At 69.1% G+C, this 14,875-nt stretch carries 12 protein-coding genes; 10 read left to right on the top strand and 2 right to left on the bottom strand.

From position 1 onward, the window contains the following. Positions 1-3: 3 nt before the first annotated feature. The 4 genes from JWP60_RS03380 (at position 4) to JWP60_RS03365 (ending at position 3,718) form a co-directional block, all read left to right on the top strand. Entirely contained in the window at positions 4-1,749 is a 1,746-nt protein-coding gene (locus JWP60_RS03380; protein ID WP_299786378.1) for a hypothetical protein, read from the top strand. Further along, a complete protein-coding gene (locus JWP60_RS03375; protein WP_299786376.1) occupies positions 1,746-2,369 on the top strand; it encodes a hypothetical protein in 624 nt (207 codons plus the stop codon). The genes JWP60_RS03380 and JWP60_RS03375 overlap by 4 nt, the downstream gene beginning before the upstream one ends. Before the next feature lie 99 nt (positions 2,370-2,468). Beyond that, positions 2,469-3,374, top strand: coding sequence for a DnaJ C-terminal domain-containing protein (locus tag JWP60_RS03370; RefSeq protein ID WP_299786374.1), 906 nt, complete (start codon positions 2,469-2,471; stop codon positions 3,372-3,374). Beyond that, positions 3,371-3,718 carry a hypothetical protein gene (locus tag JWP60_RS03365; RefSeq protein WP_299786372.1) on the top strand — a complete coding sequence of 116 codons (348 nt, stop codon included), beginning with the start codon at positions 3,371-3,373 and terminating at the stop codon, positions 3,716-3,718. Before JWP60_RS03370 ends, JWP60_RS03365 begins: the two co-directional genes overlap by 4 nt. A 117-nt stretch (positions 3,719-3,835) precedes the next feature. On the opposite strand, the gene JWP60_RS03360 is transcribed toward JWP60_RS03365, so the two are convergent. Together JWP60_RS03360 and JWP60_RS03355 are read right to left on the bottom strand one after the other, a co-directional pair. Next, a complete protein-coding gene (locus tag JWP60_RS03360) occupies positions 3,836-5,038 on the bottom strand; it encodes an MFS transporter (RefSeq protein WP_299786370.1) in 1,203 nt (400 codons plus the stop codon). Positions 5,039-5,226: 188 nt separating this feature from the next. Further along, positions 5,227-6,186, bottom strand: a complete 960-nt coding sequence (locus tag JWP60_RS03355; protein WP_299786368.1) for a LysR family transcriptional regulator — start codon at positions 6,184-6,186, stop codon at positions 5,227-5,229. Between the two features lie 118 nt (positions 6,187-6,304). On the opposite strand from JWP60_RS03355, the gene JWP60_RS03350 reads away from it, so the two are divergent. The 6 genes from JWP60_RS03350 to JWP60_RS03325 all read left to right on the top strand — a co-directional run bounded on the left by JWP60_RS03350 (position 6,305) and on the right by JWP60_RS03325 (position 14,872). Continuing rightward, positions 6,305-7,540, top strand: a complete 1,236-nt coding sequence (locus JWP60_RS03350; protein ID WP_299786366.1) for a GAF domain-containing protein — start codon at positions 6,305-6,307, stop codon at positions 7,538-7,540. 30 nt (positions 7,541-7,570) lie between these two features. After that, a complete protein-coding gene (locus JWP60_RS03345; RefSeq protein WP_299786364.1) occupies positions 7,571-8,551 on the top strand; it encodes a tripartite tricarboxylate transporter substrate binding protein in 981 nt (326 codons plus the stop codon). A gap of 80 nt (positions 8,552-8,631) precedes the next feature. Further along, the gene (locus JWP60_RS03340) at positions 8,632-10,791 is read left to right on the top strand and encodes an acetate--CoA ligase (protein WP_299786362.1); all 2,160 of its coding nucleotides are present in this window, start codon (positions 8,632-8,634) and stop codon (positions 10,789-10,791) included. A 26-nt stretch (positions 10,792-10,817) separates the two neighbouring features. Continuing rightward, positions 10,818-12,476, top strand: a complete 1,659-nt coding sequence (locus JWP60_RS03335; RefSeq protein ID WP_299786360.1) for a thiamine pyrophosphate-binding protein — start codon at positions 10,818-10,820, stop codon at positions 12,474-12,476. An 85-nt stretch (positions 12,477-12,561) separates the two neighbouring features. Continuing rightward, the gene (locus JWP60_RS03330) at positions 12,562-13,941 is read left to right on the top strand and encodes an amidase family protein (RefSeq protein WP_299786358.1); all 1,380 of its coding nucleotides are present in this window, start codon (positions 12,562-12,564) and stop codon (positions 13,939-13,941) included. 49 nt (positions 13,942-13,990) lie between these two features. Next, positions 13,991-14,872 (top strand): polysaccharide deacetylase, encoded by an 882-nt coding sequence (locus JWP60_RS03325; RefSeq protein ID WP_299786356.1) that lies wholly within the window; start codon positions 13,991-13,993, stop codon positions 14,870-14,872. Positions 14,873-14,875 lie beyond the last annotated feature (3 nt).

Genomic DNA, 14,875 nt, shown 5'->3' with positions numbered 1-14,875 from the left:
CGCATGACCCCGCTTGACCTCGACACGCTGCAAGGCCTGGCCGACCAGGCCGCGGCCCTGCACGAGGCGGTGCTGCGCGGCCTGCTGCAGCAACGCTGGGGGCGTGCGCCCGTGCTGCTGCCGCAGGCCGATCGCGGCGCGGCACTGGCCGTGCTCGCGCGCTGGGTCACGGTGGCGCCGCTGCGCGACGACAGCGACCGCGGCGCTTTGCTGCGGGCACGCGGCGAACTGCGACGCCTGGTCGAAGCGCTGGGTGGCACGCTGGAGGACCTGCTGCGTGCCGCGCTTGCCGGCGGCGCGCCGCTGCATCCCGCGCAAGTCGATGCACAGGCCCGCGCGAAGCTCGCGCTGCTCGCGCCGGCGCCTTGTGCCCTCGACTTCGACCTGGGCGCCTGGGCGCAGGCCGAGCCCGCGTGGGCCATGCTGTTTGCGCTGCAGGCGCTGGACAGCCACGCGCTGACGGCGCCCGCACTGGCCGGACTACGGCGCGTGCTGCAGGCGCTGCCCCACCTCCCGCTGGCCGATCTGCCTCTGGTCACGCTGCCCGCGCTGCAGCGGGCCTGCTTTCTCGTGAGCTACGTCGACAGTCCCTTGCGCTACGCCGCGAAGCGGCGGCTGGTGGAGCAGGCGCGGCACATCCTGGCCGGCCACGGGCTGCTGGTGGACTGCCCACCGCCGCCTGCGCGGGGCGCGTCGCGGCCGCGCCTGCTGGTCATCGGTGAAGGCCTGGGCGCCGGCCACGCCATGTGGCGCTTCTATGCGGAGCCGCTGCGCGAATTGCGGCAGCATTTCGAGGTGACGCTGCTCGGCCCGGCGGAGGCTGCGCCGTCGGTGACCGGAGACCTCGCAGATGCCTTCGTGCCCTTCGCGCAGACCGACGACCCGGTGCGCGCGTGGAGCCGACAAGCCCTGGACCTGCGCCCGGACATCGTGTTCTATCCCGGCATCGGCATGAGCTTCGCAACGTGGAGCCTGTCGCTGCAGCGCCTGGCGCCGCTGCAGGTGGCGGCGACGGCCACCCCCGCCCCGAGCTGCAGCCCGGCGATCGACGCGACGCTGCTGTTCGAGGACCTGGCGCCGCCCGCGGACTTGGGCACCATCGCGCGCTACGACCATCACGTGCTCCGACCCGCCCGCGCCGATCTGCCGCCGGCCACGCGACCAGACCGCTCCGACGGCCTGGCCTGCATCGGTGTGAACGCCGTGGCGATGAAGCTGAACGACGGTTTCCTCTCGGCCATCGAAGCCGTGCTCGCCCGCGCCCCGCGGCCCTGCCGCCTGCGCTTCCTGCCCAACCTCGCCGGCGCGGAACTGCAGGCCATGATGGGCCTGCTGCTACAGCGCTTCCCCGGCGCGGAGGTCCTGCCCGCCATGGACCATCCCGCCTACCTGCAGGCGTTGGCCGGCTGCGACCTCGTGCTGCAAAGCTTTCCCTTCGGCGGCGCGAACACCACCAACGACGCGCTCGACCTGGGCATCCCGGTCGTTGCGCTCGCAAGCGAATTCCTCTCGGGCCAGACCGACCTGCTGCTGCTGCGCGAACGCGGCCTCGAGTCGCTTTGCGCCCGCACCCGCGACGACTATGTGGAGATCGCGCTGCGCCTGCTGCAGGACGCGGGCGAGGCGCGCCGCCAGCTTGCCGAAAGCACCGCCACCAGCTTTCGCGGGCGGCAGGGCAGGGTGAGCATGGCCGACGCGATCCTGGCGCTGTGGCAGGAACGCAGCGCGCCGAAGCCGCCAGCCGCATGAGCGACGCCATCGTCCTGGTCGGCACCGGCGCGATCGCGCAGGAGATCGTGGACGTCTTCGGCCGCGAGCGCTTCGCCGGAGCCTATTGCGATCCGGCCTACGCCGCCTCGGCCCGGGTCGACCTGGCGGTGTACACCAGCCTCGCGTCGCTGCGCGCACTGGCGTCCTGCTACGTGATCGGACTGGCGGATCCAACGGACCGTTTGCGCCTGGCCAGCGAGCTCGAGCGACACGGCTTGCGCGCCGCACCGCCGCTGATCGCCGACACGGCGCGCGTTTCCCCCTCGGCGCAGCTGGGCGGGGGCACCGTGCTCGCCCCCGGCGTGCAGATCGGCCCACGGGCGCGCGTGGGCGGGCACAACATGCTGATGCACCACACGGTGTTCGGACACGACGCAGCCAGCGGCCTGCAGGTCGTGATCGGCCCCGGCGTGCACGTTGCCGGCGACGCGGTGCTCGGCGACTGCGTCGTCATCCGCGCCAATGCCACGATCGCGAAAGGCATCACGGTCGGCGATCACGCGCTGGTCGCGCAATCGGCCGCCTGCTTCCGCTCGGTGCCGGCGCACGCGACGGCCATCGGGAATCCCGCGCGGGTGCTGGGGATGCGCGCAGGGTAGAGCAGCGGCGCCCGGTCCGGGCCGCGGTGGAGCTTGCAAGAACATTTGCCGCGCCATCAAAATAGGCCCGTGCGTGTGCTGACCGCCTGAAAGGCCTGCGTGAAATTCAAGGACTACTACGCCGCGCTCGAAGTCCCCCGGGACGCGGACGCCGACCGTATCAAGAAGGCGTATCGCCGCCTTGCGCGCAAGTACCACCCGGACGTCTCGAGCGAAACCGGCGCCGAGAACCGCTTCAAGGAGATCGCCGAGGCGTACGAGACCCTGCGCGACCCGGAGAAGCGAGCCGCCTACGACGCGCTCGGCCAGCGCCGCGCCGGCGAGGACATGCAGCCGCCGCCCGACTGGCGCGAGCACTTCGGCGGCGGCGATTTCGCGGGCTTCGATCAAGCGGAGCTGGCGGACCTGCTGGCCGCGCTGGCGGCGCGTCATGGCGGGCAGGCCGCGAGCCCGCGCGCAGGCCGCGACTACGACGTGCGCGCGGCGCTCAGCCTGGAAGACGCGCACAGCGGCACGCAGATGGAACTGCGCCTGGACCGCCCGGAAGGCCCCCAGACGCTGCAGATCACCGTGCCCGCAGGCGTCACCAATGGCCAGAAGCTGCGCTTGCGCGGCAAGGGCGGCAAGGGCGTGCGGGGCGGGCCGGATGGCGACATCTACGTCCATCTCGAACTGCTGCCGCACCCGCGCTATCGGGTGGACGGCAAGGACCTGTACTTCGACCTGCCGCTCGCCCCCTGGGAGGCCGCCCTCGGCGCCGAAGTGCGCGTGCCGACGGTCGATGGCGAAGTCATGCTGACGGTGCCCCCCGGCAGCCACTCCGGACGCAAGCTGCGCTTGCGCGGACGCGGGCTGGGTGGGGGCACGGCCCGCGGCGACCTGTACGCCGTCGTGCACATCGAGGTGCCGGGCACCCTGACGCCGCGGGAAAAGGAACTGTTCGAAATGCTCGCCAGCGAGAGCCGTTTCGACGCGCGCAGCAATCTGGAAGCGAGGAAGGCATGAGCAGCGTCGCCGAACACCTGGGCCCGGGCGAGCGCCTGCTGGACCGCGACGAGTTCGCGCGCATCGCCGGCCTGCAGGAAGGCCAGTTGCGCGAGCTGCTGGACTACCAGTTGCTGGCGCCCTCCGGGCTGGACATGCGCACGGCATTCGCGCTGCGCGAGGCCAACCGCATCGGCCGCGACTTCGATCTGGAACTCTTTGCCATCGGCCTGCTGGCGGGCTACGTGCTGCGCATCGACAACCTGGAAGCGCAGGTGCAGCAATTGCGCGCGCAACGGCCCGTGCACACCACGGTGCACACGGAGGTGTCGTTCACCTCCGTGCAGGTGCGGCAAGGGCCCTGACGATCCGCTCTGCGGCGACCCAGGCGGTTGGTGCCTGAACAGGCCCTGGTTGCCGCGCTGCTCGACCTTGCTGCGCGAGTTGCCTTCGGTCTTCACGGCGCGCCTAGCCGTCAGCTGCTATTTCGCGTGTCGCATGCGCGCGATCGGCAGGCGCAGTTCGCCCAGCGCCCACACCACCAGCGCCGCCGCGGCCATGGCCGCGCCGATGGCGCAGGTGCCGCTCCAGCCGTAGCGCGCATACGCCGGGCCGGCCAGTGCGGAGCCCACCGCGCCGCCCGAGAAGTACAGGGTCATGTAGACGGTGGTGAGCCGGCTGCGCGCGGCGGGATCGAGCCGGTACACCTCGCTTTGGTTCGAGATGTGCGCGCCCTGCATGCCGAGGTCCAGCAGGATCACGCCGGCAATCAGCGCCGCGATGGAGTGCGTGCCCGCGAGCAGGAGAGCCCAGCTCGCCAGCAGCAGCAGCACGAACGCGCCCGTGGACACCCGCGCCCAGCCCTGGTCCGCCAGGCGCCCCGCGAAGCGCGCGGTCATCGCCCCGATCGCACCGACCAGTGCGACCGCGCCGATCGCCGCCTCGCTCGCATGCCAGTCGCCCTTGAGCATGAAGGCCATCGAGGTCCAGAAGGCCGCGAACGCGCCAAAGCACAGGCCGCCGATCAGCCCGCGCCGGCGCAACACCGGCTCTCTGGCGAACAGGTGCAGGATGGACTTGAGCAGCGCGCCGTAGCCGCCTTCCTGCGCCCGCGGCGCGACGCGCGGCAGGCGCCGCTGGCAGGTCCGGCAGAAGAAGGCCATGAGCACTGCCGCGACCAGGTACACCGCACGCCAGCCCGCCACGTGCGCGATCAGGCCCGCGGCGAAGCGCGCGAGCAGGATGCCTATGAGCAGTCCGCTCATCACGCTGCTCACCACCTGCGCGCGCCGCAAGGGCGGTGCCAGGTCGGCGGACAAGGGCACGAGGATCTGCGCGGCGACCGTGCAGGTGCCCAGCACCACCGCGGTGGCCATCAGCGCATGGAAGTTCGGCGAGAACGCCATCACCGCGAGGAACACCGTGTTAAGGGCCGTGCAGACCACCAGCAGCGTGCGGCGCTCCACCAGGTCGCCCAGCGGCACCAGGAAGATGAGGCCGGCGATGTATCCCAGCTGCGTCACGGTGACCAGCAACGCGGCCTGCGTGCTGCTGATGCCGAAGGTCTGGGCGAACAGCGGCAGCAGCGGCTGGGAGAAATAGTTGCTGGCGACGCAGAGGCCGGCACCGGCGGCCATGAGGCGGACCAGGCCCGGCGTCAGCGTCTCGGGGGAAGGGGAAGGCATGAAGCGGTAAAGGCCGCAAGCATACGGCGGGATCGCAGGCCGAGCAGGCGCGCGGTTTCCTGGTGCTTGTGCGCGGCTACCTGCCACTGCCCAATGCCCGCGTCCCCGTGTTCGGTGACTGCGACGGTCTCGTCGGAGCGCCTTCTGGCGACTGCTGCCGCTGAACGCGGCGTCAAGCGCGGGACGAGTTAGCTTGCCGTCTTCTCCAACAGCGACGTGACACCGTGCGGCAGCTCTCGCTCCTTGATGGCCTCGGAGATCTTCTCCAGCAACCTTCGCGAGCTGGGCGACAAGGATCTGAGCTTTCGCGCGACCAGGAACGACTGCCGCGTCAGCACCGGATCGGACAGCGGATAGAAGCGCAGTGTCTCGAAGCCTGCGATCGTCGTCGTCAGCGCCGGGGCAATGGCAAAGCAGCCCCCCTCCCTGAGCATGGCCAGCAATGAGGTGAAGCTGGAAATCTCGACGGGCGGCTCTTGCAGGAGACTCAGCTGCGGCACCTGCTTGCGCGTGTATTTCCCGATGCCCATGTCGCTGGTAAAGGCGATGTAGTCGGCCGGCTTCAGTGCTTCCAGCGTCACGGCCCCGTCCTTGGCGGACAGGGGATAGTCAGCACGGCAGATGACGCCGAAGGGATCCTCGATCAGTGGCGTGTATTCCAGCTCATCCAGCCCCCGGAACTTGGTTGCGACGGCGAAGTCGAGTTCGCCATCGGCCACCAGCTGCTCCACCTGCTGCGCCGAGGCGTCCCGTATCGTCAACCTGATGTCAGGGTAATCGCTGCGGAACCGCATCACCGCACGCGCCAGGAACAGGTGCAGCAGGGATGGCGCCAGGGCGATCCGCAGGTGCCCCATCCGCCCCTGGGAGAACGCCTCCAGGTCGGTGACCGAGGCATCGAACTCGCGCACGATCTTTTCCGCCTGGCCCTTGAAGCTGACCGCCTCCGGGGTCATCACCACGCGGCGGGTGTTGCGGTCGAACAGCTTCATGCCGACCTGGTCCTCAAATTGCTGGATGGTCGTGGTCAGGGAGCTCTGCGTCACGAAAAGCCGTGCTGCCGCCACCGTGAACGAGCCCGAGTTGGCCACCTCGATGAAGCATCTGAAGTGCCTGATGGACAGGCTGCGGCTCAGGTGGGACGACATTGCGCTCCGGCTGACTTATTGAGAGAAGCGATAAGTCTATAACAACTTATAAATTGTGTCTAAAAGTGATGGTGCCTAGACTTTGCTGCAGGTCATCCAGGTCAAGGACGGTGAGAACATGAAGAAGCGGCTGCTTGCGCGCGGAAGTCTGGCGCCCCTCAAGAAGATCGGGTTCATCACACCGTCCTCGAATGCGGCGCTGGAACCGCTCACCTACATGATGGTCGACTCGCTGTCGGACCTGGTGTCGGTGCACTTCAGCCGCCTGCCCGTGCGGACCCTGACGCTCGACGAGCGGGACGTGGGCCAGTTCCAGATCGACAAGATGCTGGAGGCGGCCGCCGAACTGAAGGATGCCGAGGTCGACGCCATCCTGTGGAACGGCACCTCCGGCGGCTGGACCGGCCGCGGCATGGACACCGACCGCGAGCTGTGCCGGCGCATTACGGAAGCCACCGGTGTTCCGGCCTCGACCTCGTCGCTGGCGCAGGCCGAGGTCTTTGCCCTGTACGGCATCAGCCGCTATGGGCTGGCCGTGCCCTATGTGGAGGGGCCCACGCGCAAGATGCTGCAGACCTACGCCGACGAGGGCTACGAGGGTGTCAGCCATGCAGCCATGGGTGAATACGTCAACACCAAGGTCGGTGCGACGCCCTTCGAGCAGATCCGCGCGCTGCTGCGCGCCGCCGACTCCCCGCAGGCCCAGTGCCTGATGGTTGGCTGCACCAACTGGCCCGCGGCGCCGCTGCTCGACGAAATGGAAGCGAAGCTGGGCAAGCCCATTTTCGACAGCATCGCCGTGACCCTGTGGAAGGCCCTGCAGATGGTCGGCGTCGACCATCCCATCCACGGCTGGGGCGCCTTGCTGCGCAGGCACCCCGCCATCGCTGCACTCGACGGCCTGCTGGCTGACCTGCGCGAGGCCACGACGGCGCACCGCACCACCATCCGCATGGACATCCCGTGCATGAACATCGATGCCGACGATGTGTATGCGGAGTCCGTCGCGCCCGGCGTGCCGCCGCTGAAGCTGGATTCCAGCCTGAACCAGCGCAGCCTGGGCACGGTGCAGTGGCTGGAGCGCCACCAGGATGTGCTGGTGCAGGACGACTGCGTCAACGCCGAGATCCCGCCGCCCCAGGCCCTGATGAACGTCTACGGCGTGAAGGCGCAGATGCTGGCCCCGCTGGTCTGGCGCAAGCAGGTCGTGGCCTGGATATCCGTGCACCACATCGGAGCTGCCCGGAAATGGGCATCGGAAGAAATACAAGCGCTGCGCAAGACGGCGCTCGCGGCCCGGCAGGTGCTGGAAGGCGCCGGCTGGGTCGATGCATCTGCATCCATGGAGTCTTGAACGTCAAACGCGCGTGAACGGAGTTCCACTATGGCTTTTCAGTACAAACATGTCCTGGTCGCAGCATCGCTCGGCCTCCTGATGCTGGTCGAGGCACAGGCGCAGGACTACCCGACCAGGCCGGTCAACATCATGGTCGGCTACTCGGCCGGCGGCAGCGGCGACGTCATCGCCCGGCTGGTTGCCCAGGAACTGAGCGCGGCGCTGGGGCAGAGCGTCATCGTGCAAAACAAGCCTGGCGCATCCGCCATGATCGCCGCCGAGTACGTCGCCAGGTCCGCGCCGGACGGCTATACGCTGATGTCGGCAAGCTCCACCGAGCTGGCCGCCAACCCCGGCATCTTCGCCAAGATGACCTATGACCCGGTCAAGAACTTCACGCCCATCATCCAGTACAGCCTGCAGCCCAACGTGCTGCTGGTCCGGCCCAACTCGCCGACGCTGCCCGCCAGGAACATCGCCGAGCTGGTCGCTTTCGCCAAGGCGCACCCGAACCAGCTGACCTTCGGCTCCGCGGGCAACGGGTCCTCCCAGGACATGGCGGCCGAGCTCTTCATGATGCTCACCGGCACCAAGGCCACGCAGGTGCCTTACAAGGGCGGCGCCAATTCCATCACCGACCTGATGGGCGGGCAGATCGACATGAACTTCTCGCCGCTGCCGGAGGCGCTCCCCTTCATTCGAAGCGGCAAGCTGGTGGCGCTGGCGCTCACCACCGCCCAGCGCTCGCCGATGCTGCCCGACGTTCCGACGATGGCCGAGGCCGGCGTGGCCGGCTACGAGTTCGCAGGCTGGCATGCATTGGTGGCGCCCGCGGGCACGCCCAAGCCCATCATCGACAAGCTCAACGCGGTGCTGCAGAAGGGGCTCAAGGGCGATCTGGGCGAGAAGCTGCGCAACATCGGCCTCACGGTGACCGGCGGCACGCCCCCGCAGGCCGCCGAGCGACAGCTGCAAAGCATCAAGAAGTTCCAGGAACTCATCAAGGCCGCCAACCGGCCCAAGGTCTGAACCAAAAAAAAAGGCGGCCCCGGGGAGCGGCGCCTCCCGGGTTCCCGACCGCGACAGCCATCCATCCACACAGATCGTCAATGCCGCACCCTCTCGAACATGTCCTCCACCCGCGCACCATCGCGGTCATCGGCGCCTCCAGCAACCCGTTGAAGCGCGGCAACCGTGCCATCCGCACGCTGGCATCGGCCAGCTACCAGGGCAAGATCGCGCCCATCAACCCGTCCGGCAAGGACATCCTGGGCTACACCAGCTACGCCACCCTGGCCGACGTGCCCTATGACATCGACCTGGCCCTGGTCTGCACCGCCGCTGCCACCGTTCCGGAGATGATCGAGCAGTGCGGCAAGAAGGGCGTGAAGGGCGCCATCGTGCTGGCCGGCGGCTTCGGCGAGGCGAGCGAGGAGGGCGCCCGGCTGGAACGCGAGGTGGTGCAGGTGGCCAAGCGCTACGGCGTGCGCATCATCGGCCCGAACACCAGCGGCATGTTCAGCGCCCGCACCGGGTGCAATGCATCGGGCTGGTTCAACGTGCCGCCGGGGCCGATCGCGATGCTGTCGAATTCGGCCAACGTGCTGCTGTCGCTGGTGACCGAGTTCCAGTTCCTGGGGCATTCGGGCGTCAGCGTCATGCTCAGCGTCGGTAACCAGTCGGATATCCAGTTCCACGAGTACCTGGAGTGCGTGGGCACCGATCCCGGCACCAAGGCCGTGCTGATGTACGTGGAGGGCTTCCAGAACGGGCCGGCCTTCATGCAGGCCGCTCGCGAAGTGAGCCGGCGCAAGCCCATCGCCATGTACGCGGCCGGGCGCACGGACATGGGCAAGGGCGCGGCCAAGTCGCACAGCGGCTCGCTCGCCGGCGACTATGCCGTCACCCGGGGCGTGCTGCGCCAGTCGGGCGTGGTGCTGGTCACGCAGTCCGACCACCTGCAGCCGGTGGCGGATGCCCTGTCGCTGTTCCCGGTGATGCGCGGTCGCAGGATCGCGGTGGTCTCCGAAGGCGGCGGTCCCATCACCATGGCAGCGGAAGCGATCGCGGCCAACGGGCTGGTGCTGGCCACGCTCTCGGCCACGACGCAGGCCGCGATCCATGCCATCGTGCCCGCGGCCTCGGCCATCTCGAACCCGGTGGATGCCGGCGGCGGCACCGACCCGCGCGTCGAGTACTACGGCTCGATCGCCAAGGCCATCCTCGCCGACCCCAACATCGACGGCCTGCTGTTCGTGGGCTACTTCGGCGGCTACACCACCCGCTACGACGACTCGGTGGCGGCGGCCGAACAGGCGATCTGCCGGCAGCTGGGCGACCTGATGCGCGAGCATGGCAAGCCCGTCATGGTGCAGACGCACTATGCCCACTTCAAGCCCGAGTCGCTCTCCGTGCTGCGGCAGGCCGGCATCCCGTTCCACCGCCACATTGAGGTGGCCGTGCAATGCCTGGCGGCGGCCGCCGAATATGGCGAGGCCAAACGCCGGCTCGACGCCGCGCCGATCGCCGCCGCCATGCAGGTGGGCGTGCAGCCGAAGGCCGCGCAGCTGCTGGTCCAGGCCAAGGCGCAGGGGCGCGACCTGCTGGAGCCCGAGGCGCGCGCCGTCCTGGCGGCCTACGGCATCACCGTGCCGGCCAGCATGCTGATGCGCAGCGAGGATGACGCGGCCGCCGTGGCCCGCCAGTTCGGCGACGCGCGGCTGGCGGCCAAGATCGTGTCGAAGGACATCCTGCACAAGTCGGATGCGGGCGGCGTGAAGCTCAACGTCTCCGGCGCCGACGCCCTGCGTGCGGCCTTCTCCGGGATCGTGGCCAACGCCCGTGCCTACGACCGGCAGGCCGAGATCGACAGCGTGCTGGTGACACCCATGGCCGCGGGCGGCGTCGAGGTGATCATCGGCGTCACGCGCGATCCGCAGTACGGCCCCGTGATCATGTTCGGCCTGGGCGGCGTCTTCGTGGAAGTGATCCGCGACGTGGTGTTCCGCTCCCTGCCGCTGTCCGAGGCGGACGCGCAGCAGATGCTGCAGGACCTGCGCTACAAGCAGGTGCTGGAGGGCGTGCGCGGCGCCCAGGCGGTGAACAAGGCGGCGCTGGTCGAACTGCTGATGAAGGTCTCGCAGGTGGCGACGCTGCACCCCGAGATCGCGGAGATCGACCTCAACCCGGTGATCTGCCACGGGGACGGCTATTCCGTGGTCGACGCCCGGATGATCGTCGGCCCTGCCGCAACCCCTTCCCAGGCCTGAGCCCTGCCCAACCGGAAATACAGTTCATGGACGAGAAACCCAACCAGATCAGCGGCGCCGAGATCCTGGCCCGCACCCTGAAGATCCTGCACATCGACACGATGTTCTACATCATGGGCGGGCCCATGCTGCAGGTGGAGTCCCACTGCATCAAGCAGGGCATCCGCGCCATCGACGTCCGGCATGAGCAAGCCGGCGCGATGATGGCCCATGGCTGGGGGCGTTCCACCAATCGCGTGGCCGTCTGCATGGGCTGCTCGGGCCCGGGCGCTACCAACATGGTGACCGGCGTGGCGACGGCCTGGGCGGACGCGGTGCCGGTGCTGGCCATCGGCGGCGCGGCGCCGCTGGCGGACCTGGGCGGCAACCGCGGCATCTTCCAGGAGATCGACCAGGTGGCGGTGTTCCGACCGATGACCAAGATGTCCGAGCGGGTGAACCACATCCGGCGCATCCCCGACATGGTGGCCACGGCCCTGCGGGTGGCCACCAGCGGCCGGCCCGGCCCGGTCTACCTCGACATGCCGGGCGACATCCTCTACCAGACCATGGATGCCGACAAGGTGGTCTATCCGGACCCGGACCGCGCCTTCGCGAAGTACCGGCCCCACGGCGCGCCCGAGGCGATCCGCGAAGCGGTGGACCTGCTGGCGAAGGCCGAGCGGCCGATCATCCTGAGCGGCAGCGGCATCCTGTGGTCCGGCGCCTCCGAAAGCCTGCGCCGCTTCGTGGAGCAGACGGGCGTGCCCTTCTACACCACGCCCCAAGGCCGCGGCGTGCTGCCGGACGACCACGATCTGGCCATGCTCTATGCGCGTTCGACCGCGTTCCAGGAGGCCGACCTGCTGATCGTGGCGGCCACCCGCTCGAACTACGTCAACGGCCACCTCAGCCCGCCCCGCTTCAGCGCCAACGCCAAGATCATCCAGATCAACATCGACCCGCAGGAGATCGGGCTGACCCGGCCGTGCGATGTCGGCATCGTCGGCGACGCCAAGGCCGTGCTGGACCAGCTCGCGCAAGAGGCGGCCTCCCGCATCGACCGCGCGCGCTACGCCCCTTGGGTGCGCAAGCTTGCCGAGATCAACACCGCCAAGGAGCGGAAGGCCGAGCAGACGCTCACCTCCGACGCGCTCCCGATGCATCCGCTGCGGCTGTGCAAGGAGGTGCGCGACTTCCTCGACCGGGACGCCATTCTCGTGGTCGACGGGCAGGAGATCCTGAACTACGCGCGCCAGTCGATCCCGACCTTCCACCCCGGCCACCGCATCAACTCGGGCACCATGGGCACGATGGGCACCGGCCTGCCGTTTGGCATCGGCGCGAAATTGGCGCATCCGGACAAGCAGGTGCTGGTGCTGCACGGCGACGGCTCCTTCGGCATGAGCGCCATGGAGCTGGACACGGCGGTGCGTTTCAAGATCCCGGTGGTGGTGGTCATCAGCCTCAACGGCGGATGGACCTCGGACCCCGAAGGCGTGAAGCCGGGCCGGGAGCTGGGCTTCACCCGCTACGACCTGATGGCCGCCGCGCTCGGTTGCCACGCAGAGTACGTGGAGGACCCGGCGCAGATTCGTCCGGCGCTGGAGCGGGCCTTCAAGTCGGGCAAGCCGGCGGTGGTCAACGTCAAGACCGACCCGATGGCGCGCGCCGCCACGGCCAAGTTCTCCTCCTACACCACCTGATGCACGGCGACGCCCGCCCGCCAGCCGCCGGGGCCACGCCATGGAATCAACCAGCTGGCGGCACGCGACCGAGGAGCCTGTGATTGTGGATACGCACGATGAATTGCACGACCGGTCGCTCGCCGAGCTGGCGCGGGGGCTTCGGGCCGGCATGCTGGACGCGCGGGAGCTGACCGAGCATTTCATCGCGCGCATCCAGGCCCGGCCCGGCAGCCATGTTTTCATCTCCACCTGCTTCGACGGGGCGCGCCAGCAGGCCGCGCAGAGTGCCGCCCGCTGGCGGGCAGGGCGGCCGCTGAGTCCCTGGGACGGCATTCCGCTGGCCTGGAAGGACAACATCGACGTGCGCGGCAGCGCCACCACGGCCGGTGCCGCCGCGTTCCGCAACGCACCGCCCGCCACCGAGGATTCGGCGGTGGCCGCGCATGCACGCCTTTGCGGCCTGGTCACCCTGGGCAAGGCCAACCTGTCGGAGTTTGCATACACCGCACTGGGGCTGAATCCCCATTTCGGCACACCGGAGAACCCGCGCTCCACCGACGTGCCGCGCGCCCCGGGCGGTTCGTCGTCGGGGTCTGCGGTGGCGGTGGCGCTCGGCCTGGTGCCGCTGGCGATCGGCACCGACACGGGCGGTTCGGTCCGCTCCCCCGCGGCGTTCAATGGCGTGGTCGGCTTCAAGCCGGCGGTAGGGCGCTATCCCATGCAGGGCGTCTTCCCGCTGTCGGTCACGCTGGACACCGTGGGCTTCTTCGTGCGGCATGCCGGCGACTGCCAGGCGGTCGATGCCATGCTGCGCGATGCCGTCATCGAGGAGGGGCCGCAAGCCGCGGAGCCGGGCTTGCGCGACCTGGTGCTGGTGGTGCCGGAGAACGTGGCGCTGGACGACCTGGAGCCGGAAGTGGCGCGCAACTTCGAGGCATCGATCGCCCGGCTGGCGGCCGCCGGTGCGCGCATCGTCCGGCGGCCGGTGCCGCAGCTGGGCGAACTGCAGGCGCTGGTGCAACGGCATGGCGCGCTGGCCTCGGCCGATGCATATGCCGCGCATCGCCACCTGCTCGACGGTGGGCAGCTGGCCGGCATGGACCCCTTCGTGCGGCGGCGCATCCTGGCCGGCAAGGCGATGTCGGCCGAGGACGTGCAGGCGCTGCGCGAAGGCACGCGCCGCTTGCAGTGCTCGCTCGTAGCCGACCTGCCGACCGGCCACGCCATCGCCATGCCGACGGTGCCGCACGTGGCGCCGCCGCTCGCGCTGCTGCGCGGCAGCGAGGAATTCTTCACCGCCACCAACCTGCGCACCATCCGCAACACCAGCCTGGGCAACCTGCTGGACCTGTGCGGCCTGTCGCTCCCCAATGGCAGCGGCGCGGCCGGCATGCCCACGGGCATCTCGTTCAACGCCGTGGCGGGCGCCGAGCCGCTGCTGCTGGCACGCGCGGCAGCGCTGGCTGCGGCACTGGAGGGCTGAGGCGGCACGGCAATTTCGGTTTCACTCGTTCAGGAAAGGACGTATCAGCATGGCTAAGGAAATCTTGTGCGGTTTCGGTGTCGATGTCGACGCCGTGGCCGGGTGGCTGGGCACTTATGGCGGCGAGGACTCGCCCGACGACGTCTCGCGCGGGCTGTTCGCCGGCGAAGTGGGCGTGCCGCGCCTGCTGCAGCTATTCGAGCGATTCGGCATCCCTACGACCTGGTTCGTGCCGGGCCATTCGATCGAGACCTTCCCGGAGCAGATACGGGCGGTGGCGCAGGGCGGCCACGAAATCGGCATCCATGGCTACTCGCACGAGAACCCCATGGTGATGACGCCCCAGCAGGAAGAGGCTGTGCTGGACAAGTGCATCGCCCTGGTGACCGAGGTGGCGGGCAAGGCGCCGGTGGGTTACGTGGCACCGTGGTGGGAGTTCAGCAACGTCTCCAACGACTTCCTGCTGAAGAAGGGCATCCGCTACGACCACAGCCTGATGCACCGCGACTTCCACCCCTACCGCGTGCGGGTCGGCGACAGCTGGACCAAGATCGACTATTCGCGTCCGGCCGACACCTGGATGAAGCCGCTGGTGCGCGGCCAGGAGACGCGGTTGATCGAGATTCCGGCCAGCTGGTACCTGGACGACCTGCCGCCGATGATGTTCATCAAGAAGGCGCCGAACAGCCATGGCTTCGTGAACCCGCGCCACCTGGAGGAGATGTGGCGGGACCAGTTCGACTGGGTCTACCGCGAATGCGACTACGCCGTGTTCCCCATCACCATCCACCCCGACGTGTCCGGCCGGCCGCAGGTATTGCTGATGCTGGAGCGCCTGTTCCACCACATGCGCAGCCACCCGGGTGTGCGCTTCGTGACGATGGAAGAGATGGCGAACGACTACGACCGGCGCTTCCCCTTCGCCGGTTGAGGC

Source organism: Ramlibacter sp. (assembly GCF_028291745.1).
Taxonomy (GTDB): domain Bacteria; phylum Pseudomonadota; class Gammaproteobacteria; order Burkholderiales; family Burkholderiaceae_C; genus Ramlibacter.
This window is presented reverse-complemented; position numbering and strand designations above follow the sequence as displayed.